Annotated in this window: 27 protein-coding genes and 1 pseudogene; 13 read left to right on the top strand and 15 right to left on the bottom strand. The window is 56.6% G+C overall.

The genetic code is table 11. The features are described from left to right. The first annotated feature begins 9 nt into the window (after window positions 1-9). Both LG327_RS19130 and LG327_RS19125 read left to right on the top strand, forming a co-directional pair. Window positions 10-585 (top strand): hypothetical protein, encoded by a 576-nt coding sequence (locus LG327_RS19130; RefSeq protein ID WP_404364458.1) that lies wholly within the window; start codon window positions 10-12, stop codon window positions 583-585. A 14-nt stretch (window positions 586-599) separates the two neighbouring features. After that, window positions 600-1,022, top strand: a complete 423-nt coding sequence (locus LG327_RS19125; protein ID WP_404364456.1) for a hypothetical protein — start codon at window positions 600-602, stop codon at window positions 1,020-1,022. Window positions 1,023-1,141: 119 nt separating this feature from the next. Here LG327_RS19125 and LG327_RS19120 read toward each other — a convergent pair whose 3' ends face one another. From LG327_RS19120 to LG327_RS19110, 3 genes are all read right to left on the bottom strand, one after another. After that, entirely contained in the window at window positions 1,142-1,744 is a 603-nt protein-coding gene (locus LG327_RS19120; protein ID WP_404364454.1) for a class I SAM-dependent methyltransferase, read from the bottom strand. A 59-nt stretch (window positions 1,745-1,803) separates the two neighbouring features. Continuing rightward, window positions 1,804-2,571, bottom strand: a complete 768-nt coding sequence (locus tag LG327_RS19115; RefSeq protein WP_404364452.1) for an SDR family oxidoreductase — start codon at window positions 2,569-2,571, stop codon at window positions 1,804-1,806. 68 nt (window positions 2,572-2,639) lie between these two features. Beyond that, entirely contained in the window at window positions 2,640-3,512 is an 873-nt protein-coding gene (locus LG327_RS19110; protein WP_404364450.1) for a patatin-like phospholipase family protein, read from the bottom strand. 169 nt (window positions 3,513-3,681) lie between these two features. On the opposite strand from LG327_RS19110, the gene LG327_RS19105 reads away from it, so the two are divergent. Next, window positions 3,682-4,137, top strand: a complete 456-nt coding sequence (locus tag LG327_RS19105) for a GatB/YqeY domain-containing protein (protein WP_404364448.1) — start codon at window positions 3,682-3,684, stop codon at window positions 4,135-4,137. Between the two features lie 74 nt (window positions 4,138-4,211). Here LG327_RS19105 and LG327_RS19100 read toward each other — a convergent pair. Then, window positions 4,212-4,325 (bottom strand): annotated as a pseudogene (locus LG327_RS19100) (PEP-CTERM sorting domain-containing protein); the annotation flags it as partial. A gap of 964 nt (window positions 4,326-5,289) precedes the next feature. On the opposite strand from LG327_RS19100, the gene LG327_RS19095 reads away from it, so the two are divergent. Then, window positions 5,290-5,715, top strand: coding sequence for a hypothetical protein (locus tag LG327_RS19095; protein WP_404364446.1), 426 nt, complete (start codon window positions 5,290-5,292; stop codon window positions 5,713-5,715). Between the two features lie 171 nt (window positions 5,716-5,886). Here the strand turns inward: LG327_RS19095 and LG327_RS19090 are convergent, their stop codons facing one another. The 6 genes from LG327_RS19090 to pxpB form a co-directional block, all read right to left on the bottom strand. Continuing rightward, the gene (locus LG327_RS19090) at window positions 5,887-6,462 is read right to left on the bottom strand and encodes a hypothetical protein (RefSeq protein ID WP_404364444.1); all 576 of its coding nucleotides are present in this window, start codon (window positions 6,460-6,462) and stop codon (window positions 5,887-5,889) included. Between the two features lie 82 nt (window positions 6,463-6,544). Beyond that, window positions 6,545-8,233 (bottom strand): hypothetical protein, encoded by a 1,689-nt coding sequence (locus tag LG327_RS19085; protein WP_404364442.1) that lies wholly within the window; start codon window positions 8,231-8,233, stop codon window positions 6,545-6,547. Window positions 8,234-8,406: 173 nt separating this feature from the next. Next, the gene (locus LG327_RS19080) at window positions 8,407-9,456 is read right to left on the bottom strand and encodes a DPP IV N-terminal domain-containing protein (RefSeq protein WP_404364440.1); all 1,050 of its coding nucleotides are present in this window, start codon (window positions 9,454-9,456) and stop codon (window positions 8,407-8,409) included. A 119-nt stretch (window positions 9,457-9,575) separates the two neighbouring features. After that, the gene (locus LG327_RS19075; protein WP_404364438.1) at window positions 9,576-10,190 is read right to left on the bottom strand and encodes a PEP-CTERM sorting domain-containing protein; all 615 of its coding nucleotides are present in this window, start codon (window positions 10,188-10,190) and stop codon (window positions 9,576-9,578) included. Window positions 10,191-10,994: 804 nt separating this feature from the next. After that, window positions 10,995-11,924: a biotin-dependent carboxyltransferase family protein gene (locus LG327_RS19070; protein WP_404364436.1), complete on the bottom strand. Its 930-nt coding sequence runs from the start codon at window positions 11,922-11,924 to the stop codon at window positions 10,995-10,997. Then, window positions 11,914-12,606, bottom strand: coding sequence for a 5-oxoprolinase subunit PxpB (gene pxpB / locus LG327_RS19065; protein ID WP_404364434.1), 693 nt, complete (start codon window positions 12,604-12,606; stop codon window positions 11,914-11,916). Before pxpB ends, LG327_RS19070 begins: the two co-directional genes overlap by 11 nt. 245 nt (window positions 12,607-12,851) lie before the next feature. Here pxpB and LG327_RS19060 point away from each other — a divergent pair, with 245 nt between their 5' ends. From LG327_RS19060 to LG327_RS19045, 4 genes are all read left to right on the top strand, one after another. Beyond that, window positions 12,852-13,292: a DUF3010 family protein gene (locus LG327_RS19060; protein ID WP_404364432.1), complete on the top strand. Its 441-nt coding sequence runs from the start codon at window positions 12,852-12,854 to the stop codon at window positions 13,290-13,292. Window positions 13,293-13,439: 147 nt separating this feature from the next. After that, window positions 13,440-14,231: an enoyl-CoA hydratase gene (locus tag LG327_RS19055; protein WP_404364430.1), complete on the top strand. Its 792-nt coding sequence runs from the start codon at window positions 13,440-13,442 to the stop codon at window positions 14,229-14,231. Between the two features lie 138 nt (window positions 14,232-14,369). Then, window positions 14,370-14,591, top strand: coding sequence for a hypothetical protein (locus tag LG327_RS19050; protein ID WP_404364428.1), 222 nt, complete (start codon window positions 14,370-14,372; stop codon window positions 14,589-14,591). Further along, the gene (locus tag LG327_RS19045; protein ID WP_404364426.1) at window positions 14,588-15,787 is read left to right on the top strand and encodes a cation:proton antiporter; all 1,200 of its coding nucleotides are present in this window, start codon (window positions 14,588-14,590) and stop codon (window positions 15,785-15,787) included. Before LG327_RS19050 ends, LG327_RS19045 begins: the two co-directional genes overlap by 4 nt. Before the next feature lie 98 nt (window positions 15,788-15,885). Here LG327_RS19045 and LG327_RS19040 read toward each other — a convergent pair whose 3' ends face one another. Genes LG327_RS19040 through LG327_RS19025 form a run of 4 tightly spaced genes read right to left on the bottom strand, consistent with a single transcriptional unit; the run spans window position 15,886 to window position 18,530 of the window. Next, a complete protein-coding gene (locus LG327_RS19040; protein WP_404364424.1) occupies window positions 15,886-17,079 on the bottom strand; it encodes a cation:proton antiporter in 1,194 nt (397 codons plus the stop codon). Window positions 17,080-17,108: 29 nt separating this feature from the next. Next, window positions 17,109-17,582, bottom strand: coding sequence for a hypothetical protein (locus LG327_RS19035; RefSeq protein WP_404364422.1), 474 nt, complete (start codon window positions 17,580-17,582; stop codon window positions 17,109-17,111). Window positions 17,583-17,590: 8 nt separating this feature from the next. Continuing rightward, a complete protein-coding gene (gene tenA / locus LG327_RS19030) occupies window positions 17,591-18,259 on the bottom strand; it encodes a thiaminase II (protein ID WP_404364420.1) in 669 nt (222 codons plus the stop codon). A gap of 58 nt (window positions 18,260-18,317) precedes the next feature. Beyond that, window positions 18,318-18,530 (bottom strand): penicillin-binding protein, encoded by a 213-nt coding sequence (locus LG327_RS19025; RefSeq protein ID WP_404364418.1) that lies wholly within the window; start codon window positions 18,528-18,530, stop codon window positions 18,318-18,320. 12 nt (window positions 18,531-18,542) lie between these two features. On the opposite strand from LG327_RS19025, the gene LG327_RS19020 reads away from it, so the two are divergent. Beyond that, window positions 18,543-18,959, top strand: coding sequence for a hypothetical protein (locus tag LG327_RS19020; RefSeq protein ID WP_404364416.1), 417 nt, complete (start codon window positions 18,543-18,545; stop codon window positions 18,957-18,959). Window positions 18,960-19,037: 78 nt separating this feature from the next. Beyond that, entirely contained in the window at window positions 19,038-19,211 is a 174-nt protein-coding gene (locus tag LG327_RS19015; RefSeq protein ID WP_404364414.1) for a hypothetical protein, read from the top strand. A gap of 93 nt (window positions 19,212-19,304) precedes the next feature. On the opposite strand, the gene LG327_RS19010 is transcribed toward LG327_RS19015, so the two are convergent. Beyond that, a complete protein-coding gene (locus tag LG327_RS19010) occupies window positions 19,305-20,324 on the bottom strand; it encodes an AraC family transcriptional regulator (protein WP_404364412.1) in 1,020 nt (339 codons plus the stop codon). 89 nt (window positions 20,325-20,413) lie between these two features. Here LG327_RS19010 and LG327_RS19005 point away from each other — a divergent pair, with 89 nt between their 5' ends. From LG327_RS19005 to LG327_RS18995, 3 genes are read left to right on the top strand one after another with little or no spacing between them, the layout of a single operon-like run. Next, the gene (locus LG327_RS19005) at window positions 20,414-22,027 is read left to right on the top strand and encodes an FAD-dependent oxidoreductase (RefSeq protein ID WP_404364410.1); all 1,614 of its coding nucleotides are present in this window, start codon (window positions 20,414-20,416) and stop codon (window positions 22,025-22,027) included. Window positions 22,028-22,032: 5 nt separating this feature from the next. After that, window positions 22,033-23,226, top strand: a complete 1,194-nt coding sequence (locus LG327_RS19000) for an L-lactate dehydrogenase (protein ID WP_404364408.1) — start codon at window positions 22,033-22,035, stop codon at window positions 23,224-23,226. After that, a complete protein-coding gene (locus LG327_RS18995; RefSeq protein ID WP_404364406.1) occupies window positions 23,223-24,881 on the top strand; it encodes an acetolactate synthase large subunit in 1,659 nt (552 codons plus the stop codon). The genes LG327_RS19000 and LG327_RS18995 overlap by 4 nt, the downstream gene beginning before the upstream one ends. Window positions 24,882-25,024: the final 143 nt, after the last annotated feature.

The raw sequence follows: 25,024 nt of genomic DNA, 5'->3' as shown, positions 1-25,024 counted from the left end.
GATAGAAGTATGTCTGATTTTGTAGATTTAATACCATATGAAACCACCGACAGCCCAAAGGAAGTGGCATCCCGACTTGCCAGGATCATAGGGATTCCTGAAGCGGTGGTTCCCCGCGACGCTGATCATGGCCTGGTCGTTGCTTCTATCGCTGGTCTCATTATCTTTCGGCACATTGAAACGCATCAACGCCGCGAAGTGATGCTGCTTATTGATCGGTTTAAAGATTCCCATCGGCCATTTTATGGACAGCTGCAGGGCAAAGTTGCGTTAGTTATCGCCCAGCCCCGGTGGGAAAAGTGGTCTCTCTCGAATAAAGAGCTTCAGGAGATCGTTGATTTTCATCAGAGCCTTGGGCGTTTCAGTGGCATGGTTGGGGCCAACCCGGGAGCCTATGGCGTTGGTGCCACCGTCTGGCAAATAATCAAGCATGGTCTGACGCGAGGCAACGTTGCTGGCTTTGTTGCGTCCGTCGTTTTAGTGGGTATGGGTGAAGCGTCCCATGCCACCGAGGAGGCGGCGAGTCGTGAACTGGCAAGGCGAACCAGGCAGACGCCTTCAAACCCTTCTTCGCCATTTAACTGATATAGGCCGATGGAATGCGATCAGGCGATAAAACTGAATCTGTGAGAACTCCCCGCTCGTGGCTTACGGATATCGCGTTTTATGTCGTCGCATTCGTCGCACTTTCGGCCATCATTCTGGTTGTAAATCTGGCTACAAACACCGCCAGGGGGTTGTCCGGAAACGCCCTGGCGACCGTTTTGGCGGGGTTGATGCTGCTACGCTATCGCTGGCACAGCTCCGTTCCAGGTTTGCCAACCATACTGGCAATCTCGCCCTTTGGCGGGCTGAGCGCAGTGCTGTTTCTCTTCATGCTGCAGTGGGTGGTTCTTTTTAATACTAGCTATTCTTTTGAGCCAGCGAGTGGCTATGAACTGCTGGCGGCCTTCCTCCTGAATTGGGCGGTGCTCGCGGCGACTTTGTTAATCCGGCGCAGAGGCGGTCGTGCCAGCGCGTAATGGGAGAAGCCTAGGATGTTACTGGCTGCAACTGTCCCGGTTTAACGTTCCAGGTCTTTAGGTCGAGCGCTTCAGGTCTTTGAGAATCTCGGTATCTTCAATCCGGCGACCAGTGCCCCTCAGGCGGTCGCGGTAAGCAGAAAGACCGGGTAGTGCCCGTTTTCTGTGTCAATCACGCTGACGGACCTGACCTGCACGTCACTGAATTCGGCTTCTCTTGCGGCCGCGGCAATTGCATCCTGCTCGAACCCGAAATGGAACACGCCGGTATCCTCGGTATGGAAGGTGCCGTCCTCTTTGTCCAGATCGGCAATGGCGATAAACCCGCCGGGTTTCACGTGCTGGTGAAAGCGTCGGAACATGGCGCCGACGTCACGCACGTGGTGCATGGTCATGGAAGAGATGATGCCGTCGAAGCGGTCCTGCAGGTCCTGATTTTCCAGGTCCATCTCCAGGATCTCCAGTTCGCAGCCCAGATTTTTCCGCTTGGCTTCCAGCTGTCGGTTCATGGAGGGGGAGATATCGACCGCGGTGATTTTCCCGGCATGGGGCGCCAGCCGTTCCAGCAGAAGGCCGGTGCCGGAACCGAAATCAAGCAGGTGCATCGAGCGGTTCAACTCAACCTTCTCAAGGATCGCATTGGCAATGTTTGACACGTTATCGACGCGGTCGGGATTCTGCCCGTAGCTTTGCGCTTTTTGCGCGAAATAGTCGTTGCTCATGTTTGAAGCTCTTTGTTCTGGTTAAATGGGTGGGCCGGAGATCACGGCCACGCGGGACACTACTCCTCGTAAATCATCTTGCGGGTCATGCCGCCGTCCATCACGAAGTTCTGGCCCGTCACAAAGCGGGCCTCAGGTGAGACCAGGTAGGCTACCATAGCCGCCACATCGCCGGGTGTGCCGACGCGCCCACTTGGGTGCTGCTCGTGATCGGCTGCCGACAGGGGCTCCGGCTCGGAGGGCGTATGAGCCTGCCAGGCACGGACGTCAATCCAGCCAGGGCTGATGCTGTTGGCACGGACATCTGGGCCCAGGCTGACAGCCAAAGCGTGGGTGAGGGCGATCAGGCCGCCCTTGGTGGCGGCATAAGCCTCACTGTTCGGCTCGGATTGCAGGGCGCGGGTGGAGGCTATGTTGACGATGCTGCCCTGAGTTCCGCGCAGGTGTGGCACCGCATGCTTTGCCATCAGGAAGGCGCCGGTCAGGTTAACGTCGATTCGCCGCTGCCACTGGGCAAGCTCAAGCGTTTCGATGGGGCCGGTGTCCGGGTCCGCGAGTCCCGCATTGTTGACCAGCGCATCCAGCCGCCCGCCCCATTGGGTGGCCTCCGCCACGGCGGAGGCCACTTCTGCTTCCCGGGATACATCCATGTCGATCAGGAGGAGGTTGTCCGGCCTGCCAAAATCTTCCCGGCAGGCCCGATTTGCTTCTGCATCCTGATCACAGACCACAACTTGCCAGTTCTTTTTCAGGAAATACGAGGCAATGCCTTTGCCGATGCCCTGGGCGCCGCCGGTGATGAGGATGACTGGGGGTTTCTGTGTCATGGGTCCTTCTCCCTGTGATCGGATAACGGAAATGGGCGGTGACCTTGATCAAAATCCGGTGCTGGTTTTCAGGTCGAGCGCTTGAGGTCCTTGAGAATCTCGGGAACCTTGAAGGGCAGCACTTTTGCGGCCGCTTGCAGAAGGCTGATAACGACATGCATCCGTTTGTACCAGAGCACCTGACGAATCTTTTTCTTCATGGGGCGGTAGCCCTCCATGTAAAGCTCATCGATACGGTCGGCGTTGTTGGTGAGGCTGTAATCGCTCAAATCCAGCGGTACCGCTATGTCTGCCTTTTTCAGCTGTTTGCGGGTATTGAAATCGATACCAATATTGATGGCGTTGCTGATTACATCAAAGCTATCCACCGGCTTGGGGTATCGACCGACATGGCTCAGGTCCACAGCCACGATGATACCCGCGCCCATTTTCGCCAGCGGTGATATGGGGACGTTTTCCACCAGGCCTCCGTCTACCAGAATCCGGCCATTTATCTCCACAGGAACAAACAGCCCGGGCACAGCCATGGACGCACACACGGCATCCGCCAGGTTGCCTTCTCTGAAGATCAGCTGCTCCCCGGTTTCGATATCCGTGGTGCAGATGGCCAGAGGAATCCTGGCATCTTCAATTCGGCAATCTCCCAGATCCCGGTGGATCATCTCCCGGATGGCGTTCGTACTGAACAGACCGCCGCGCTCCAGGGTAAAGTTGATGATTTTCGACAGGTTGAGTGTGGAGCAGATCGAGAGTATGGATTCTGCCGGTCGGCCGAAGGCGTGATAACTGGCGACCAGGGCTCCCACACTGGTTCCGGAAATACAATGGATCCGGATCTGCTCTTCCTCGAAGGCCTTCAGAGCGCCAATGTGAGCAATGCCCTTGGCGGCGCCGCCTCCCAGCGCCACGCCGATGCGGGTATTAAAGGGGTTGAGTTTCATGCATGAGCCTGTTGATGTTACGAAAGGAAAGCTATGAAGGGATATTAACAGACCAGAGCCAGGTCACTCTTCATTTTCCGCGATTGAACCTGCGCCGGTTTTCCGTTAAATCTACGCCTTCACTTAAAGCTCACCCGTCCCCCTCATCCCATAGACCAGGAGCCCGACAATGGCTGAACAATCACTAAAGGAACAACTGAGCAGCGCGGTAAAAGACGCGATGCGGAGCAAGGATAAACTCCGACTCGTGACCCTGCGTATGGCACAGGCCGCGGTCAAACAGATCGAGATCGACGAGCGCCGCGAACTGGATGACGAGGAAGTTATCAAGGTGCTGGACAAGATGCTCAAACAGCGCCGCGATGCCGCCAGTCAGTACGATGCGGCCGGTCGCGAGGATCTGGCCGACAAAGAACGGGCGGAAATGGTGATCATCGAGGAATTCATGCCCGAAGCCCTGACTGAGGATGACCTGGATGCCCTGATCCGTCTGGCCATCAGATCAACCGACGCCAAAGGTATGCAGGATATGGGCCGTGTGATGAACGAGCTGCGCCCGCAGGTGCAGGGCCGGGTCGACATGGGGCATCTGAGCAAGAAGGTGCGGGCTGCGCTGGCGGCCTGAGATCCGGAATCACTCTTGCACAAAAAAACCCTCCCGACTGGGAGGGTTTCAAGGCGCTACAGTACTGAGGCGTTTTACTGTTGCTTTCGGCGACGGCTCATGGCGAGACCTGCCATGCCCAGCCCCAGAAGTGCCAGGGTACCCGGTTCCGGAACCGGGTGGACAAAGTTGACCCGGGCGACGAAGTCGTTGAAGTCACGATCCGATTGAACACCACCATCCTGATCATCCCAGAACAGAATGTACCGGCTGCTGCTGTCTGCATACTGGAATACAAGCAGGTGATCCAGACCATCAGAGTTCAGTGAGTTCTTGCTGAACCAGTTCAGCCCTGTGCCAGTATCCAGGAAGAAAACGAAGGGGTCGGGGGCAGCGGCAATGCTGACCCATGAGCCTGGGCTGCCAGCCTCGTTCAGAACGGTGGTCGCGCCAGAGCCATCGGTGTTGGCGTAGCCCATCGCGTTGTTGTAGCCGGAAATCTCGGCCTTGAATTTGACCTCAGCGCCAGACTGTTTGGACCAGACTTCATCAAAGGTAAGGGCGGTGTAGTTGAAATTGGACTTGGTAATGTTTCCGCCGTCAGCATTGGCCTGATCCGCCAGCGTGTCGAAAGTCGGAATGGCAAAGACTTGAGCGCTCAGCACAATCGACGTGACAGCGACTAATCCCTTAAACATCTTCATTTTTACTTCTCCGGTAAGGTGCCTGATTGCATGCGCCTGAGTCGCAGCAGCGTATGTCCACAACAAGCAATTGTGATGCCAGTGATCCTAAGATCATGTTAAATAGGAGGTTTGTATTCTTTTTATGATGGGGAAAATCAGGACATGTAAGAAATATCGACACAAACCGGAGCAGAGCTATAAAACTGTAAAGTAATCCGACATAGAGGCTTTACGACCATCCTTGCGTTATTGCTGCACACATTCACTGGGTCCACGCCTTCAAATCCATGGTCCCGGAGTATGCGTTTTTTCTCCGCGACTATGGCCTCGTGCTCGTCTCTGGAAAAGAAGACTTCCGGGCCGGCAAGGTAGACGCGTTTTGGGTGGGTCATCGGGACTCCTGTCTGGTCTGCTAAAGTGTGCAGATCGGCCATAATCGTGAGGCGTAGTCTGAAGGGCCGTGACTTCAAAGAACAGGAGAGCCACCATGGCATCGCCTACTGAAAGCCCCCGGAATCTGTCAACAACACATCCCTGGATCATGTTCCTTGCGCACCTGTTTATCATCCTCGTGGCCTGGACCATTTTCATCAAATATCTGTTCCCGGTTGCTTTTGCGGTAGCCAGCGGGGAGGGGTGGGCAACCTGGATCTACTGGGATTTCTGGCCGGTTGCCCACCTCTGGCTGGCCTGGGCCCTGCTGGCGCGGCCAGCGTATACGCGCGCACTGTCCATTGGCATGTCTCTGGTGGAAATCCTGATCATCACCACCCTGTTCGCGAGCTTTCTCGCGGACCCTGAGTGGTCTATCTGGCGCACCAACTGGTTTGTGAACAAGGTGTTCGTGCTGTTGGCGTTTGTTCTGGTGCTGGGGACTGCTCTGTTGCGGCCGGAAAACATGAAGGGGCGGTAGCAATGACCTCTCCAGAATTGTGTCTGATTTAATATAAGCGTCCGCTGATAATCTTGTAGTATTGCGAGCTTGTTGGTCTTTCCACAGCGAAGCGGACAGGTATAGTCCAGGTTCAATTCACTACTAAGGATGGTAGTAATGCAAGCTCAATTTTATGAAGAGTACGCAAATCTAATAAGTACTCAGCTCTATTTCAAAGACCCTGTCTCCGCGTTGAACAGAGAGCTTCATCGTTGGACCCGCCAACATAGAACCAACAGCAGGGTTATCCGCCAAATCAATTACGGGGGTGTTGTTGATGCGGACAATTTGATCCGCCGGTTCGAGGTAAAGTTGGTATTGCTGTGCACGATCGAGACCGAGAGAGCTGATAGTGAGCGACTCACCAATATCGGGCTGCAAAGTATTAGAGAATCTTTCGAGTAACTGAGTGTGTAATCTATTCAGCTCGGTGCTTGTTAAAAAGGTCTCAACCTGGCTTTCAACTCGTACACTTTCTGGGGCACCATTCGGCAATGCATCGTCATTAAACTGCTCTGAAGCGGTTTGAAAAGGTTGGCTAGACGGGTAAGACGAGGTTTCTGCTGATGGCTGACTTGTCTCGATGATGTTGATGTTTTCGGTCCCGGAGATGTGTTTGGCCGCCTCAGTACCGGCCTCGTGCTCGTCATCACGAAGCTCGAAAATCCCAAAGGTGAGTAGCACTATTCCAGCCAAAGCAAACAAGCTCACGAAGATGACCTTCAATTTGGCGGCTCCTTGCGAAAAAAGGTTTACGGTAAAAGACCGGCAGGAAACCTGCCGGTCTTTTGAGAAACAATGTCAGGCGTCAAAGGGCGCAACGAGAGCGAGTGCACTGCACTGAGCACTGCCTGGCATCGTTAACGTCTATAACTCCATTGCCATCAATATCCCTTGGATCACCAACTGCCGCAGGGGTATTGCGTGCGGATGAGATAATGCCGATATCGTCCCGGTCCACATCGCCATCACCGTCCAAATCGCACATAACCTGCCCGGAGACACTGCTGACGATGATGTCGGAAAGTATTGGGCTGTCCTGATCGGTATTTGGCATCAGCACCGCTCGAAGCTGGATGAACTGCCCCATCAGACCAATACCGGCGACCCCATTGCTGACCGGTGTATAAACCTCAAAGCTAAGGTCGGCGACGGTATTTGCGGAACGAGCCTCCACAGTAATAGAGGCTCCCACTGGTATTGAACCTTGGGGCTCCGTGTTCCAGCGAATCTGATCCCAATCCGTATCAGGCGTCCCGCTGTCTACGACGCGGATAAAAGTGCCGGTGGGGTTGGCGATCTGAAAGCCGATACCAGTAGCATCACTGTAGGTGTAGGGGCCATTACCCACTGGAACCGTGTTGAGGAACTGGCCGTCGGTACCCCTGAATTTGGTGACGTTGTTGGCGCTCAGGTTAACCGCCCATATGTTGTTGTTGCTATCGGCAATAATGCCACGAGTAGCACCGGTGCCGCTGGGATTCGAGGTCGCCCAGATCAACGTATCGGTATCACCGTCGTATTTGCGGATAATAGTGTTACCCTGAACCACATCACCGTTGCCATCAACGCCGATACCAAGGCTGCTGCTGGCAAATACCGCGGGCGTGCTAAAGGTTCCTGTTACCGGATCGCCGTCCGGTTCGCCAGCACCGCTATTGGGATCATAGATCAGGTAAGGGGAACCGGCGCTGGCTTTGTAGACCTTGCCATTTCCCGCAGCAATTCCATAGTCCGAGCCATGGGTGCGTACACCCAGAAGCGTGTGGGTATTGGTGTCGATAATTGGCATCTGACTTCCGAGCGAAGCACCAAAGAGAATGCCGTCACCGTCGATTACACAGCCGTAGTTGCTGGTTCCTGTTGATATAGGGCCATTCTGGACAGTGCCGTTGCCTGGATTCAGCTCATAATAAGCTCCCGAAAAATAGGTGCCCACCCAAATATCTCCCTCATTGTCGAGGCAAAGCGAGCGCCCCAACAGGCCTTGGGTATTGGGAATCTGCTCCACAAACGCGACTCTTTCGTCCGCCAGTTCGTTATCTTCAAGTACTCCGTTGCCGTTGGTGTCAACCAGGGGAATCATCTCTCCGGGTTGGATGACACAGTCACCGTTTGTATCCGAGGATGTATCGATAACGCCATTGCCGTTTCGATCGATGCCCCCCTCAAGAAGGATTTTCAAGACTGAAACGTTTTTGTTGTCGAAATGTCGGTTTGCGACAAAAACATTCCCGTCACCGTCTACGGCTGTTCGGGAAGGTGCTGGCCCCCCGAACGCCCCGGTAATTCCTGCGTCGAACCAGGTTTCGTATCGAGCAGTTTCGCAATCATTGTCAGTATCGATTCTGGACACGGTGTCTTCACCCGCGTTCGCTATCCAGAGCACTGGAAAGGTCGATACGGTCTGGCTGATCTGAAGCTGATCATTGTTAGGGGCATCGTGATTGAGGCTCTGCAGTATGCCAAGATCAAAATCCGCGTCACTCGTAATCACGTAATCCGCTGCCTGGACTGACAGAGGGAGAGAAACCGCCAGAGCTATTGCTACTTTAAGTGGGAGTGGGTGTCTCATTTTTCTATCCATCATGTTGATTGGTTGTGATCGAACGACGGATACGGCTATCGTCCTGTGTTTCTCAGGTTCCACGTTTTTTCAGTCCTGGCCGTTCAGCTGTGGGGCCTGAATACAGGGGTTAGATGCGCTCGGTTGTATTCCGGCGCGATTTTTTTCGTCTTGTAATTCGACAAATCCATCAAATAGGTATGGAAGAAACGGTTCTCAAAGCGCACGAAGGCCAGTGAGGTCCCACCTGGCGAGAGAGAAAGATGCATCTCCTCCTGTCCGGAGTCCGACAGCCTTACCGGACCGTCAGGATTGTCGAGATTCAGTCGGTAGATTTGCGCGCGATCCTGGGCGTCTCTGGCGCTGAGGAAGATCAGTCCCTTGCCATCCGGCGTAAAGACAGGATGGTTGTCGGCCCAGCGGGTGTCGGTTAACTGACGCCGCTCTCCCGACTCTAATTCCGTGAGGAAAAGATTGATCTTGCGACTCTTGCGTCCTGCATAGGCAATCTGATTCGAGTCAGGTGACCAGTCGAAACTAATGACGTTGTATTCATCTTCAAGATTCTCTTTCTCACTGCCATCCAATCGCATTTTTCTGAGGCGCTGCTTGCCATTATCCAATTCCAGGTAGGCAATGTGCTGATTATCCGGAGAGACTCTGGGGAGGGATACGCCGGCTTCACTCTTTGTCACTTGCGCTTCGGTGCCGCTTTCGAATGAATACCTGAAGATTTGTTCGGGTCCGTTGCGGGAAGACACATAAAATAGCTGTTTTCCGTCGGCAGCCCAGGACGGTGTCATGTCCATATACTCATTGGAGGTGATTCTCTTTTTTTCAGAGCCATCACTGTTCATCACATAGATTTCATAGAGCCCGTGTTCAGAGGATGCATAGGCAATGCGATGACCATCGGGTGACCAGACTGGCTGAATATCGTCGCGGTCGTTCTGGGTCAGTTGCTTTGTCTGACCGTTTTTTAGATCAGTCAGATAGATATCGAGGTCCCCATCATCATGGCCGACGAAGAGCAAGCGGTCGGGCTCCTCAAGAGTTGAAGCTTGTGGCGCCGAGGAAAATGCGGTAGCCAGAACAACTGTAATAACTGATATTACGGAAGCCCTGCCTGCTGATCTGAACGTTCGAAAAGTCATAATGCGTCCTTACTGGTTGCTAACGATTTGACCAGTTTTGCGGACAGCGACTGCCTGGCTGTTGTCCAGTTTGACGATTCTTGCGGGACAGCAAACCCGCTTTTTCAGCACATGCTCAATCAAAGAGGTCTATATTTTTTAAACTTTCTGCGAACGCCAAGGCCTGCCAGGGCCAGTATCAGCACAGAGAGGGTAGTGGGTTCAGGAACACTAATGTCGCAATCCGCGCTACCAATACAGATTTGGCCATTTGCCAGACCGGGGATGAAACCGTTGCCAATTTCGTCACCGAATGTTGATGCGCCGAAGGTGAGTTGAGAAATACCGTCTGCGATACCGACAAACTCCAGCGTGGCAAGCTTGAAAGCGTTGCCCAGCGAGTCCTGGTTATTCTTCAGATCCACAGGGGTGTCGAAAGACACTTCATAGAGATCAATGAGGCCTGCAATACTAAAGTCGCCGCAGTCGAAACAACCAAAAGAATCGACGCCAAAATAGAAGGTGCTTCCAGAGTAAGAAACGACGGTATCATCGTAGGCCAGGTCAATATCCCAGTCTCCGATATAGTTACTGCCATCCCCATTCCACAAGATGTCGACAGACACGACGTCTCCAACGGCTCCGTAGGAAGTGGTCGGGTTAATGCTCACCATGGGCATCGCCTGAACCAGCGTGGTGCCTGCGAGAAATACTGATGCTCCTATAAAAGAGCTCAACATTTTTGCCATTTTCATTTGAATTCTCCGTTGGTTGTGGTTGCCAGAATGAGCCATTATCGATGGCGCACAGACAACGTTAAAACAGTAAAGGTCTCAGGGGATGTCAGCTTTTTATGCACTTGTTTCGGGATGTTCTGGACGTGTGTAGAAGAGGTACCGGCGTGGCAATAACGGGACTCACAGGACGACATGCCAAAGACAGCAAATGCCTCGATAGCGTCAATCAAGCTGGAAATGATGGGAAAATCTATTATGTATCTACTCATCATGATTCATTCCCTATGAATACTGATGACTGATATCGATTCCGGTTTTACTGAACCGTCAGTTGCGAGGCAGCTATCGGATCTGCGTTAACTGACCCGAACTTTAACCGTACTATGGAGACAGCAAAAAGCAGGCCAATAGGTGGCCGCTCTGGGAGGCTAGAGGCAAAGATAACAAAAACATTTAGTTAATGGGCTTTTGACAGGATTCCTATAACACCCTGGTTTCAGAAGCTTTAACTACTGACTTTGTGCTGATAGAGAAGAAGTGTAATCAAAACATTGCGATGGGGCTTTTCGAGTTTACGACTAGATGTGTCAGTTTTTTTTACACAGTTGCTCAACACCCAACTCGAAAAATAGTTGTCTAAACTTATAAATCCTGCAAACCTGAAGCAGCTCGCCAGCCTTTTCACTGATGCGCTACTGGAAGCTCCAACCTCATTGCTCCCGCCAGTGCAATCCAGCGAATTTCTGTAATGAAAAATCAGACCACCCCGTCCCTCGAAAGCGCCTGAAAGATGAATCATCTTTGTTCCTGCCTGCTATCCAGTTATGCGCTCCAGCTGATCAGCTTGTGGCTGAAGATCGCCCGCTGGGCTTCAGCCTCAGCGACATCTGAAAGGTAAAAGCGGACCGCAGCCCCTGGCCCTCTCTGGGCAAGCTGACCTGAATCCAGTCCACTCAGACAGCCAATTTTCGGGTAGCCGCCGATGGTTTGCCGGTCTTTCATCAGTACGATGGGCTGGCCGTCGCTGGGCACCTGAATGGCGCCGTAGGCGATGCCTTCGGAGATGATGCCGTCCAGGTCTGAATGAATAGGCTCCCCCGTCAGTCGGTAGCCCATGCGATCGATCCTCTGGCTGACCTCGTAGGTGCCTGAAAAGAACTTCATCCGTTCACCGAGGGGAAAGCTCAGGTACTGGTAGCCGGGCAGCACACCGACATGGAGGTCCCGGCGGTAGTCGGGAATCTCCCCGGCCGGCACTCTGGCCTCCGGCTGATGCCCACCTGAGTCGAATCGGATCCGGTCGCCTTTGGCCAGTTTTCTGCCCCGGCCATCCAGTCCACCCAGGCCTTCGCGAAGGACGGTGGCGCAGCTGCCGAGTCTGGTGGCAGGTTTAAAACCTCCGGCGACGGCAAGGTAGGCTCTTAGTCCTGTAACTGGCATGCCGAACTCAATCCGGTCTCCACGACGGACTCGATAGGTATGCCAGGGCGGAGCATCCCGGCCGTTGATCCGCGCCCCAAAATCCGCTCCAGTCAGGGCAATGCAGGTATCGTCATGGGCAAGCAGACCCAGTTTGCCGATGTTGATTTCGATCTGCGCCGCATTGGCCGGGTTGCCAAGCAGGCGATTGGCCCAGAAGAAAGCGTGCTCATCCATGGGACCGCCCGTGGTCACCCCTATGTGCTGATAACCATGTCGTCCCGAATCCTGCAGCAATGCCAGCATCCCGGCCGCAATAACTTCAAAGCTCACTGAAGTCGCCCCCCAGATCAACAAACTCCTGTTGGTCTATGGCACGGAATTTCACGCGGTCACCCACCTGGACCAGTGCCAGTGATTCACTGTCCCAGTCGATCATCTTTCGCGGGGTGCGGCCGATGATCTGCCAGCCACCGGGGGTGGAGCTGGGGTAGATGGCGGTCTGCGAGCCGGCAATGCCGACACTGCCGGTGGGTACTTTCTGCCTGGGCGTTGCTTTTCGGGGCAGGGCAATGCGGGAGTCTGTCGTGCCCAGGTAGGCGAATCCGGGGCTGAAGCCGATTGCATACACTCGATAGGTCTGCTCACTGTGAATACGGATGACTTCTTCCCGGCTGAGCCCGGAATATTCACACACATCGTTCAGGTCCAGGCCCACCTCGGCGTCATAGCAGACCGGCAATTCGATGGTTCTGGAGTCGCTGTCCGTTTCGGCTCGGTACTCCAGCCGGGTCAGCGTGTACTGCAGTTGGGAGACAATGCCAAAGCGGTCAGTCTTTCCGGCGTTGTAGCAGACCATCACTGAGGTGTATGAGGGCACCAGATCGGTGATCAGATGCGCCATGTTCTGGCGAATAGCCTCGGTGGCCTGCTTTACCAGATCGGCGGTCTCATCCGAGATCCGGTCGCCCAGGTAGACGATGCAGGTGCACTCGTTGACGGTCTCAATTCTCATAGGGATTGAACAACCTTCCTTCGGTTGTAAAACGCGCCTAACGCTTCTCGCCAGGGTTTCTTTGAATCCAGGGGGTGCCCTTCTGACCGTCAGGGTGTCAGCATACCGGATAAATTTCCACAAAGGCCGGCAGGTCACACACCGGTACTACACTACGCACGGCAGCTCCCGCACCAGGTCCAGTGAATGGCATTAAACCGGGGAGGCGCGGTGGCTGAAGAGATGGCTGTAATGAGAGGAAAATCATGACTATTTGCGGAGTAGAATTAACCGGCAGCGATGCGGTGGTGTGTATGCTGAATCTGGATCGAGGGCAGTTCATCCTGCCAGAGTGCAGAGTCCGCAAGCTGTCGCTGAACAAAAACCACACCAGGGAAGACCTGAAACAGTTCCAGGCGGCTTTTGCGGAACTGATGGACGAGTACGGCGTGACCAGCGTTGCGATCAGGGAGCGGATGCCCAAGGGAAAATTCGCCGGGGGTGCCATAAGCTTCAAAATGGAGGCAGCCATTCAGCTGATATCCAGTGCCGAGCTGGAAGTAAGGTTGCTGCCCCCTGCGCTGATCAAATCCACGCTGGCCGCCAGGCCGCTGCCGATTCCTTTTGCCGAGACCGGACTAAAAGCCTTTCAGGAAACCGCCTTTGCCGCGGCGTACGTGGGGCATATGGCGAGGCCTGAGTCATAGGGCGGCAGGCCGCTTTAACTAGCCTCCGGCCGCCGGAGAGCCATTTCCTTTCCGTTCACTGGGTTTTTATCACCATCAGTAAATTTCTGGCGCGCAATGCGTCTTAAGGGTACAAAGAGCAAAGGAAAGACCACCTGGAGGTAGCCCATGACTCACCCGGAAAGTCCATTGGTTCTCAAGAGCACTGAGGATGGCATTACGACCCTGACGCTCAATCAGCCGGAACGTCGAAACAGTCTGTCCATGGCAATGCTGCAGGCGTTATCCGGCATCCTGGAGGAGGTTGCCAGCGACGAGGTCACTCGCGTTGTTGTCCTTGCGGCGAAAGGAAATGTCTTCTGTGCCGGTCATGATCTGCGGGAGATACGAGGCCAGCTTGACCACAGGGCAGCGCTGCAGGAGGTGTTTCGGCTCTGCAGCAAGGTCATGCAGCAGATTGTACAACTGCCTCAGCCGGTTATTGCCAGAGCATCCGGCGTGGCTACGGCTGCAGGCTGTCAACTGATTGCGAGCTGTGACCTGGCGGTTGCTTCGCAGTCAGCCAGATTCGCGACCCCTGGGGTCAACATTGGTTTGTTCTGTTCGACACCCATGGTTGCCCTGTCCCGCAATGTTTCCCGGAAGCATGCAATGGAGATGCTGTTAACCGGGGAGATGATCGGTGCTCAGCGGGCAGAACAGATGGGCCTCGTTAATCGCGTGGTTGCCGAGGAAGACCTCGACCGGACGATTCACGAAATGGCATCCACCATTGCCGCCAAATCCAGCCATACGCTGAAAATTGGCAAAGAAGCTTTCTACCGGCAACTGGAAATGGGGCTGGCCGACGCCTATGAGTATACGTCCGAAGTTATGACAGCCAATCTTGGCGCTGCGGATGCACAGGAAGGCATCTGCGCTTTTCTGGATAAGCGCGCCCCTGAATGGAAAGATCGATAATCCGGGTGCTGCAAAAGTGGGGCACATGACGAAATAGTCGATGATGACCCGGCGACTCATTCTGCTCTGTGTTTTCCCTACTTGGTTTGAGGCCGGGCAGCCCTCATTATCAGCCAGACGATATCAGGAGGGCATCTTATGGCAGATTCAGAAAGCACCCGTCAATCCGAAGATCAGACGCGCGAGCAACGTCGTGACCGCAAGTTCTCCGTGTCCGCAAACCGGGGCAGGGCCAGTCATAAAATCCGTTATGTTGAAGCGGGAGGGGCTGCTGTGGATACGGAAGACTGCACTTTCTGTCAGTCGGTCCCGGAGTTGTCCAGTGACGAGGAGGAAGAAAAGCCCGGTAAATCCGGATGATTGAGCATCTTCCCCACTGGCTACCCGCTGAGACTTCACGCGCCACATTAAACATCATCCTGCTGGGCGTTATTCTGTCGGTGAGTATTTTCGCCGACACCCTTGCCCGACGCACAAGGGTTCCGCGGATTTCCGTTCTGATGCTGGTGGGCCTCGGGATTGCCTTCGTTCAACAGGTCTGGATTGGCTCCCAGAATACGGATGTGCTGGGTGGGCTGAGCGAGCCGCTGATTCAGTTGGCCCTGGTGATGGTGGCTTTTGTGCTGGGCAGTGAGCTGGAGTTACGCCGGCTGCGCAATACCGGCCCCCTGATTCTGGCTGTTTCCCTGTTCGTGATTATCGGCGGCGGCGCGGTGGTTGGTGCCGGCTTGCTGGTGCTGGGGTTTCCTCTTGTGGTTGCGGTATCGCTCGCTGCAATTTCAGTAGCAACGGACCCTGTCGTTGTGAGCGAGTCTGTCCGGGATAGCAAAAGTGCCGGACTGGTCCCCAGGGTTCTGCTGGGGGTTGTTGCCATTGACGATGCCTGGGGCATTGTCGTTTTCGGGCTGAGCATGGCGATTCTCGGCTGGGCGATTGGCAGCGATGGCCAACTGGCTTTGCTCCATGCCATCTGGGAGCTGGGCGGTGCCATACTGATAGGGGTTGCTGTTGGCCTGCCATCCGCATGGCTCACTGGTCGCCTCAAACCCGGCGAGCCCACTCTTGTTGAAGCACTAGCGGTAATACTGCTACTGGCCGGCCTCTCCTCATTGCTGGGTGTGTCCGCCCTGCTGGCCTCCATGATTGCCGGCAGCCTGGTTGCGAACCTGTCCTATCATCATACCCGCTCGTTCCGGGAGATCGAACACATTGAGTGGCCGTTCCTGGTGTTCTTCTTTGTACTCTCCGGGGCCAGCGTTGATTTGTACAAGGTCGACGATGCCATACTGCTGACCCTCGCTTACGTCCTGCTACGCCTGGCTGGCCGGGTCCTGGGGGGTTATCTTTCAGCGATATTCGCCCCGGGAAGACACAAACCGCTGCCCCGCAATATTGGTCTGGCGCTGACGCCGCAAGCAGGTATAGCGCTTGGCATGGCGCTGCTGGCGGCGGAACGATTTCCGGAATTCAGCGCGTCCATTCTTCCGGTGGTGGTGGCCTCCACCGTTATTTTTGAGTTGATGGGGCCGGTGCTGGTAGGGCGGGTTCTGCGTTAAGCTGCAGCCGGTATCGCCTGTAGCAGTACGTCGCACCAAAGGCTTGATCGCCCTGGCTATAAGGGAGCTTTCCCGGCATGCGTCGGCGACCAGGCGGGTTATCGGGCCAGCTCTCCTGCCTTTCTCAGCCGCCATCGCACAAATACAGGGCCAAGCAATTCGAAAATGATGGTAGAGCCAATTACGAGGGGCAGGATTTTGCTCCCTATCTCCGGAAACCGTTCTTCCACCAGCAAAGCAAGACCAAGCGCCACACCGGCCTGTGATAAGAGACACCAGCCCACGTTCTGCCGCACAACCGGATCAGCACGAGCTGCTGAGGCGGCCAGCATCCCACCCCCGATAAGCCCGATGGATCTGGATATGATGTAAACCAGTCCAATAAATCCCAGTGACGGCAGCAGGCCGATATCCATTTTAAAGCCTGCCAGGAGAAAAAATATCACCAGGAAAGGCTCACTGGCACCATCGATATCCCTGAACGGCCGCTTGTAGTGTCTGGCTCGATTGGCCACCGTGGCACCGAGTGCCATGCAGGCCAGCAGGTAGGAGAGGTTCAGCCACAGAGCCAGGCCTCCACACAGAAGAACAAAGCCTGATGCTTCCAGAAGTGTGGGTTCGCCTTCACGCATACGTCCGGTCATCCATGCCATCGGAAAGCCAAGCAGCACGCCGAGAGCTATGCCGCCGAAGACTTCCCACATGCCCGAAGCAAGCCACTCCAGGGGTGCGGCATCACTGTGCAGAGCCTGAGCAACGACCAGCAGCAGGCTAAAAAGAATCACGCCCCAGGCATCGTCGATAGCAACCACCCCCAGAACGGTGCGGCTGAGTGGTCCGGAGGCACCGGTTTGATGAATGACGTCAAGCGTCGCGGCCGGAGCGGAGGCGGGCGCCATGGCAGCCAGCAGCAGGCCCATGACCGGATCCAGGCCAATAAGCTGGGTTGCCGCAAAAACGAATGTCGCCGCGGCCAGAACTTCTCCCAGGGATATGATCAATACGGACCGGCCCGAACGCTTAAGCTCCCGGCCCATGAAACTCTCACCAAGCAGGAACCCAACCATGGCCAGCGCGAGATGGGTGATTTGATCAAACCAGCTCACCACTTCAGCAGGTACGAGATTCAGCACAGCGGGACCCGCCAAAACGCCAATTACCAGCAGCACAGTAACCCGGGGAATACCCGTTTTCTCTCCAGCGACATGAGCGAACCAGCCGGTCAGAAGTAAAACACCAAAAATCAGGGTATCCGGGATACGCTCCGCGAAGTGGAAGATCCCATGTTCCATGTTTGCCTCCCTGAAGAGATCGAAACTTATTAGCGTACCTTTATGCCGTCGGGGTGTCTTTTCAATGCGACGCCGGCGCCCAGTAGTTTCGGGTCATCTGGCGAAGCCTTTTCAGTTGCCGCTTGATGAGTGAAGGCTCCTCGTTCATTTGAGCGATCGGTGTTTCTGGCCTGGGTGGTTGGCCATCCTCCATTTGTTTCAGAACATAGGTGTTTTCCCGCTCTATGTACCGCCTCGATTTTGCGGGCGAGTCGATGCAGTTTGGGTAGTTGCTGAAGATGACCGACTTCGTAGCCGCGTAAAATGAGCTCCAGCAGGACGTCTGTGTCCAGATCCTCGATGGGTGCCTGTTCCATCACCGTATCAAACAGCTCCTGGCATAGCCGCTCCGGATTCATACCGGCAATGGATGTCACGATTTCAATGGTTGTCTGACGGTGAGCGCCAATCTCTGCCACGTGCTTGCGCAATACATTCAGTGTTTTTGGATACCGGCTGGCCAATTGGGCAATCAGTCGCTCTGCCTGAGTCCCATCTCCCAGAAATCAATCTCAAGCCGGGTCGCGTCACTGAAGATCCGGGCGAGCTGCTCGAACCTGGCGGGAGAAACATCGGCCAGTCTTTCATCCAGCCAGCGGATTTCCGCCTGCATGGCCTGCTGGAATTCTTCGCTTTCATACATGGCGATCCAGGCGTCGTAGGGGTTTTTGTCACTCCGAATGGTTTCTGCCCGGCTGTTCAGCCAGTTGGCAATCTCACCGTAACCCACCATGCAGGGCGAGAGCGCAACGTGCAGATCCAGCAGATCACCCCGGTTGCCGGTATCCAGCACATAGCGGGTATAGGCGAGAGTAGCCCGGGCTTCCGGAAGGGTGGCGAGCTCCTCCTCAGAAATACCCCACTCCTTGCAGTAGCTGATGTGCAGATCCAGTTCCACATCAATGATTGCGTGTAGCCCCTCTTTGGCCTGCCGGAGATCCGCCAGGGTGGGGCTTTTGTAGGCCGCCAGAGCATACGCCCGGGCGAACTGGATCAGAAACAGGTAATCCTGTTTGAGATAATGCCGGAAAGCGTCCGTTGCAAGGGATGCGTCACCCAGCTGCTGTACAAAGCTGTGTTCGATGTAAGCACGCCATTGCGACTGGCAGCTCTTTTTGAGGTCTTCAAACTGGTACGGCATTTTGCCTCTCGTTGCTAAAGAGTCGGTATTCGGTTCAGCCAGAGGTTCGTAACAGGATTCAGTAGCAGGAATTTGGCGATGAAGCCGGATTGATTTCCCCTGCCACTTCCTCCGGATCAATCCCGTGACTGACCAGAACCTCCCTCACAAAATTCACCTGGGCCAGAATTCTGTTGGCATCCTCACCGTATTCAAAGCGGTTGATCTCTACTGGTTGGGGCATGAAGGTGAAGGCAATCTTAAGGGCATTAAGGGTATCTTCGTCGGCCATGGGGAATATTCCTTGTCAAGGTTTGTTTTGGAGTATGAGATAAAGAGTATACGTAAGCCCTCCAGCCCCGGACAGGCGCCATTCCTTGACCGGGAGTTCCATGATTCCGAACAGCAGCTCATCCAGGTGGGACGATCAGCCTGGCTTTGTCTGCTTGAGGTTCGGCCGGACCAGCCTTTACCAGCGGACCAGTTGCTGGGTTATGACATAGGTCTGAGGCAGGCCGAAGGCGCGGGGGACTCCTGGCAGTGGCTGGAAAATACCGCACCCCACCTGCGTTACCCTGGCAGTCCGTCCCCCAGCTTTGTACTGAAAAACCGCATTAACCGCCTCTACCACGGCTCCTGCCGGCGGCCCCATTCTCCCTGTGAGGACGGCCTGGTCCGGCTGGATCAGGAGCTGGCGCGGCAGACCGCGCCGCGTTCATGATGATGACCGGGCACCGAGCCGCGCGATAGTGTCGAGCTATTCAGGCATCGCCATACTTATTACCACCGCGATCAACTCTTGCCCGAAACCGAATTCAACGAAGATATGACCGACCGCCTGTTCGGAGGTGTCCGCAAGCCGGTGTTTACCACCGCCAGTGCCGGCAATCACCTGGTCACCCTTGCCGAGGTACTGGCCATGTACCTGCTTGTGTGGTCGCCGGAGCCCTGGCTCATGTACCCACTTACATGATCTTCGACGATCACGACATCACCGATGACTGGAATCTGTCGGCGAGAAGGCCATGAAGCGACTCCACCAGTGCCCTGAAAGCGATAGGGAAGATCAACTGTCGCTTTTGTTGCTTTGTTGTCTGCGCCACCGCACCGGCGGCAATCCAGTCCAGCGCCTGAAGGCGCGATAGAAAGTACTCACCTCCGCGAAGCCCAGTGATTCGGCGATCTCGGTCAGGGAAGCACGTGTGTCAGCTACGGCCTGAAGCGCCCGGTCCCGACGCATCTCATCCAGCAGGTCATCGAAGGTGGTTTCCTGTTCGCGGAGCCGCCGCGCCAGTGTGCGTTCACTGATTCCCAGCGCTTCTGCCGCTTCTCCCCGGCGCGGGAGAAGGGGGCCCAGCCGGCCGGCCAGCCATCGCCGTATTTCCGGTACTGACGCACTGTTCATGGAGAGAGCGGCCAGGCGGGCCCGGGTATAACGCTTGTGAACCTGCGCCAGTTGGGGATCCGCCTGGGGCAGGGGGTGATCCAGCAGAGCGTTATCCATCAGCACGCCACTGAAAGCCTGTTCAAATTCCACCGGGCAATGAAAAGCTGTCTGGTACCCCTGCAGCGGTCCAAGCCGGAGCTGGCTGAACTGCACCCGTAGTGGTTGCATCCGGGTTCCTGTCACCCAGCTGGCGAAGCCGATTACTGCCGCGAGAACGGCTTCAATCTGGTGAGGGCTGAAGGCGAGCTTTCCCTGCCGGGGATGATAGACCAGCCAGGTGGCGGAATCCCCCGCAAGCACCTGAAACCGCCCGCCGTCGGAGATCAGCCGCTGGAATCGCTGAACCATCACCACGGCCTCACGCAGGGTGGCGGCAGACTGCAGCGCAAACCCCACACCCCTTATGCTCATTGGGGTGAAGTCGACTCCCACTTTGAGGCCGAAGCCCGGGTCGCCGGTGCAGCGCTCTGCTGCATGCCAGAGCCGGGTAATGTTATCGATGGGCCACCGCTCGTGCTCGCGCTCCGCAGCAGGTATTCCCGCCGCGGCCAGCAGACTGTCCGCGTCGACAGCCAGCCGTTGCGCCGCTGCAATCACCGTATTTACCCAGCCAATGGAAACCGTGGCCTCTAAAGTCAATCTGTCTGGCCTCTTAAGTCAATTTTAAAGCCATGGTAGCGGTATATCGTTGAATCTGACAACAAAGCTCACAAAGTCGGATGTACACTATGGCGAAGGTGATTGCCTCGGATATTCTGGTGGTTGGCGGAGGGCTGGCGGGTATCGTCACAGCCCTGGAAGCCCTGCGAGGGGGAAAGAGTGTCACCCTGGCGGACCGGGATACCGCTGACAGAATGGGTGGGCTGGCCCTCTGGGCCTTTGGCGGCATGATGCTGGTGGGTACGCCCCTTCAGAAACGCATGAAGATTGCGGATTCGCCGGAGGTTGCTTTAAATGACTGGCTCAGTTTCGGCGAACTGGCTCCCGATGACGAATGGCCCCTGCAATGGGCGCGGTACTACGTCGAACACTCCCGCTCTGAGGTATATGACTGGCTGCGCAACGAAGGCATCAAATTCCTGCCCGCCGTCAACTGGGTGGAGCGTGGCCGGCTGGGAGAGGGTAACCGTCTGCCCCGTTACCATGTGGTCTGGGGCACTGGCCGGGAGCTGGTTCGCTGTCTGATGGCGGCACTGCACCGTGAGAACACGGCCGGCAGGCTCACCCTGCTGCACCAGCATCGCATAACCGGACTGGATCATACCGCAGGAAAGGTTTGCGGCGCCCTGGCCATCAACGAAGCAAGCAGCGAGGAAGTTCGGCTGTCCGCCTCGGCGGTCGTACTGGCCACCGGTGGCATCAACGGCAGCCATAAAGAATGTCGCGCCAACTGGCCATCTGACCGTCCCCAGCCTGCCAGCATGCTCAATGGCGCGCACCCCAACGCGGACGGCAGCATGCACCACTGGGTTGCTGATAGCCTGGGCGGCCAGATCACTCACGCCGGCGAGATGTGGAACTACGCCGCCGGCTTTCCCCATCCGTACCCCCACTTTCCTGGCCATGGCCTGTCCACCATCCCCTGCAAATCCGCGCTGTGGCTGAACCATCGCGGCGAGCGCATCGGTCCGGAGCCCCTTGTTACGGGATTTGATACCCACTGGCTGTGCCAGCGCGTGGCGGAACAGGAAAAACCCTGGACCTGGCACCTGCTCAACTGGCGCATAGCCGCGAAGGAATTTGCCATCTCAGGAGCCGAGCACAATATACGGATACGGGACAAGCAGTTCCCCCTGTTCGTAAAAGAGCTGCTGCTGGGCAACCACGCTCTGGTTCGGCAGATGCAGCGCGAAAGCCGGGATTTCCTGTTGGCAGACAGCCTGAATGAGCTGGCACTTGAAATGAACGCGCTGACCTCCTCCCATGACATCGATGCCGACACGCTTCAGGCTACAGCGGATAACTTTGATGCCAACTTTACTACCGGCACCCAGCTGCACAATGACCCCCAGATCCGTCTGATCCAGCATGCCCGGGAGTGGAAGCCGGACCGCCTGCGTACCTGCAAGCCGGCGCCCCTGCAGAAGTCTGGCGCCGGGCCCTACATTGCCATTCGGATGCAGCTGATCACCCGGAAAAGCCTCGGCGGTCTGCAGACTGACCTGCAAAGCCGGGTGCTTGACGCCAGCGGCGCTGCGGTTAAGGGTCTTTACTGTGTAGGGGAGGCCGCCGGCTTTGGTGGTGGTGGCGCCAACGGCAAACGCTCGCTCGAAGGTACCTTCCTGCCCGGCTGCATCATGACGGCCCGGGCAGCGGTGCGATCCATTGTGGCAGGAGACTGATGTCCATGAACCCGAAATTTGGCTACCCGGCCACTGCTGATGACTACCGTGAAAAGGCTCGTGCCCGATTGCCCGGATTCCTTTTTGATTACCTGGAGGGCGGAGCGACCGATGAGCAAACCCTGCGCGCCAACGAAAGCGACTGGGCAAACATATTGCTGCGCCAGCGGGTGCTGGTAGACGTGGACGAAGTGGATACTGCCACCACGCTGGTGGGACAGAGCTGTTCCATGCCGGTGGTACTGGCACCCCTGGGCCTGGCCGGAATGATGGCACGGCGGGGCGAAGTCCAGGCGGTACGTGCGGCCAATGCCTCAGGCATTCCTTTCACCCTGTCCACCGTAGGTATCTGCCCGGTGGAGGAAGTCCAGGCCGCTGCCACCGAGGCCGCCTGGTTTCAGCTCTACATGATTCGTGATCGCGCCCGTATAGAAGCCCTGCTGAAGAAAGCCTGGTCGGCCGGCTGTCGCACGCTGGTGTTCACGGTAGACCTGCCGCTGCCGGGCATGCGCCATCGGGACTTCCGCAATGGCCTGGCCAGCCCCGGCCCGCGATCAAAGCTGCTGAAGATCCAGCAATTGCTGGCGCGCCCCGGCTGGATATGGCATGTCGCCCTGCGCGGCGGCCCTCTCAGCTTCGGTAATCTCAGTGATGCTTTGCCGGATGCCAGCAATCTTGACGCCTTCAAGGAGTGGATCGATACCCAGTTTGACCCGACGGTCACCTGGGCTGATATCGAATGGATTCGCAGTCACTGGCAGGGAAAACTGCTGATCAAAGGCATTCTGGATGTGGAAGATGCCCGACAGGCCGTGCAGCTGGGGGCAGACGCGATCGTGGTGTCCAACCACGGTGGCCGTCAGCTGGATGGCGTCGCCTCTGGCGCTGGCAAGCTGCCGGAAATCGTCGCCGCGGTCGGTTCACAGATTGACATCCTCGTCGACGGTGGCGTTCGCAGTGGCGTCGACATATTCCGTGCCCTGGCTCTGGGCGCCCAGGGCGTGATGGTCGGTCGCCCCTGGGCCTGGGCACTGGCTGGTGCCGGTGAAGCCGGGCTGACCAGGCTGCTGACAAGCTGGCAGCAGGAACTGCGGCTGGCCATGACCCTGACAGGGGTCACCCGAATTGCTGATATTGGTAACGATCAACTGGACAGACCCCATAAACCGAAATATCCGAAGGCTGGAGAACAACAATGACTAACGGCGCACAAGCCCTTATGAAAACCCTCGTGGACGCCGGTGTTGAGGTCTGCTTCAGCAACCCTGGTACCAGTGAAATGCATTTCGTGGCGGCCCTGGACGATGAGCCGAAAATGCGCGCTGTCCTGGCCCTGTTTGAAGGCGTAGCCACCGGCGCGGCAGATGGCTATGCGCGCATGGCCGACAAGCCCGCCGCCACTTTGCTGCATCTGGGCTGCGGCCTGGGCAACGGCCTGGCCAACCTGCATAACGCCCGCAAGGGCAAGGTCCCGGTGGTGAACATTGTCGGCGACCATGCCACCTATCACGTGAAATACGATGCCCAGCTGCAGTCCGACATAGAGACTGTCGCCCGCAACGTTTCCCCCGGATTTGTGCGCACAGCCACAAGCACGGAGACCCTCTGTCAGGACGCTGTTGAAGCCATCGCCGCTGCTCGCACCGCGCCCGGCCAGGTCGCCACACTGATTCTGCCGGCAGACGTGTCCTGGGGTGAGGGGGGCGTACCCGGTGCACCCCTGGCGCCCCCCACACCGGAACCTGCAGACGATGCCACGGTAGACGCAATCGTCTCAGCCATCCGCTCTGGCGGGAAAACGGCTCTGCTGATGGGTGGGCACTCGTTACGGGAACCCAGCCTGCTGGCGGCGGCAAAGCTCGCTGCACACAGCGGCGTGATTCTGCTGGCCGAAACTTTCCCGACCCGCATGGAGCGGGGTGAGGGCCTGCCTCCCGTGGAACGCCTGGCTTACCTGGCCGAACTGGCCATGGTACAGCTGACGGATGTTGATCATCTCATCCTGGTAGACGCCAAGGCGCCGGTATCCTTCTTCGCGTATCCGGGCAAGCAGAGTTACCTGGTGCCGGATACCTGCAAGGTGCACACGCTCGTGGCGCCGGATCAGGACATTACAGGAAGCCTGAACAGGCTCAACGGAGCCCTGGGTGCAGGCAAGGCGGAGCCGAAGCTGCAACCGGCCAGAAGACCGGGCCGGCCAAGGGGAAAGCTTACCGCCGAAAAAGTCTGCAAGGCCGTAGGCCACCTGATGCCCGAAAACGCCATTATTGTGGATGAAGCCATTACCTCCGGCCTGATGCTGTCGGTGATGACAGCCGGGGCGCCGAGGCATGATCTGCTCACCCTCACCGGTGGTGCCATTGGGCAGGGCCTGCCCAATGCCGTCGGTGCCGCCGTTGCCTGCCCGGATCGCCCGGTCCTGGCGCTGATTGGCGATGGCTCAGCCATGTACACCATTCAGGCCCTGTGGACCATGGCCCGTGAACGGCTCAACGTCACCACCATCATCTTCAATAACGCGTCTTACTCGGTGCTGAACATAGAGCTTGAGCGGGTAGGGGCCGAAGAGGCGGGCACCAAGGCCAGATCTCAGCTGGACCTGCGGGGCCCGGTGCTGAACTTCGCCGAGATGGCCCATGGTATGGGCATACATGGGGTGAGAGTTGATACCGCGGAGGATATGGCAAAAGCACTGGAATATGCTCTGCGCATGCCTGGACCTCACCTGATCGAAGCCATGATTCCGGAATCACTGAGTGGGGTAAAACGCAGAATACTGCCCTGGATGCTGCGCTCGTTGCCAAGCCTGCCGCTGCCAGTTACCAGGGCGCTGAAGCGGAAGCTGGCGCCGTGAGCATGCAGCGGTCATACCGTTGCCTGTGCCCGAACCCGGGATAGCGACGGATGTGCTGACAGGGGGCGATTTTTGCGCGACTACTGGTCATTGGGTTAGCTCCCTCGTTCAGGACATTGGAGCTCTGAGGCCGGCTGAGTAAT

Origin of the sequence: Marinobacter sp., from assembly GCF_044799475.1 — a bacterium.
Taxonomy (GTDB): Bacteria; Pseudomonadota; Gammaproteobacteria; order Pseudomonadales; family Oleiphilaceae; genus Marinobacter.
Note: the sequence above shows the minus strand (reverse complement) of the source record. Positions and strands in the feature narration are given on the sequence as shown.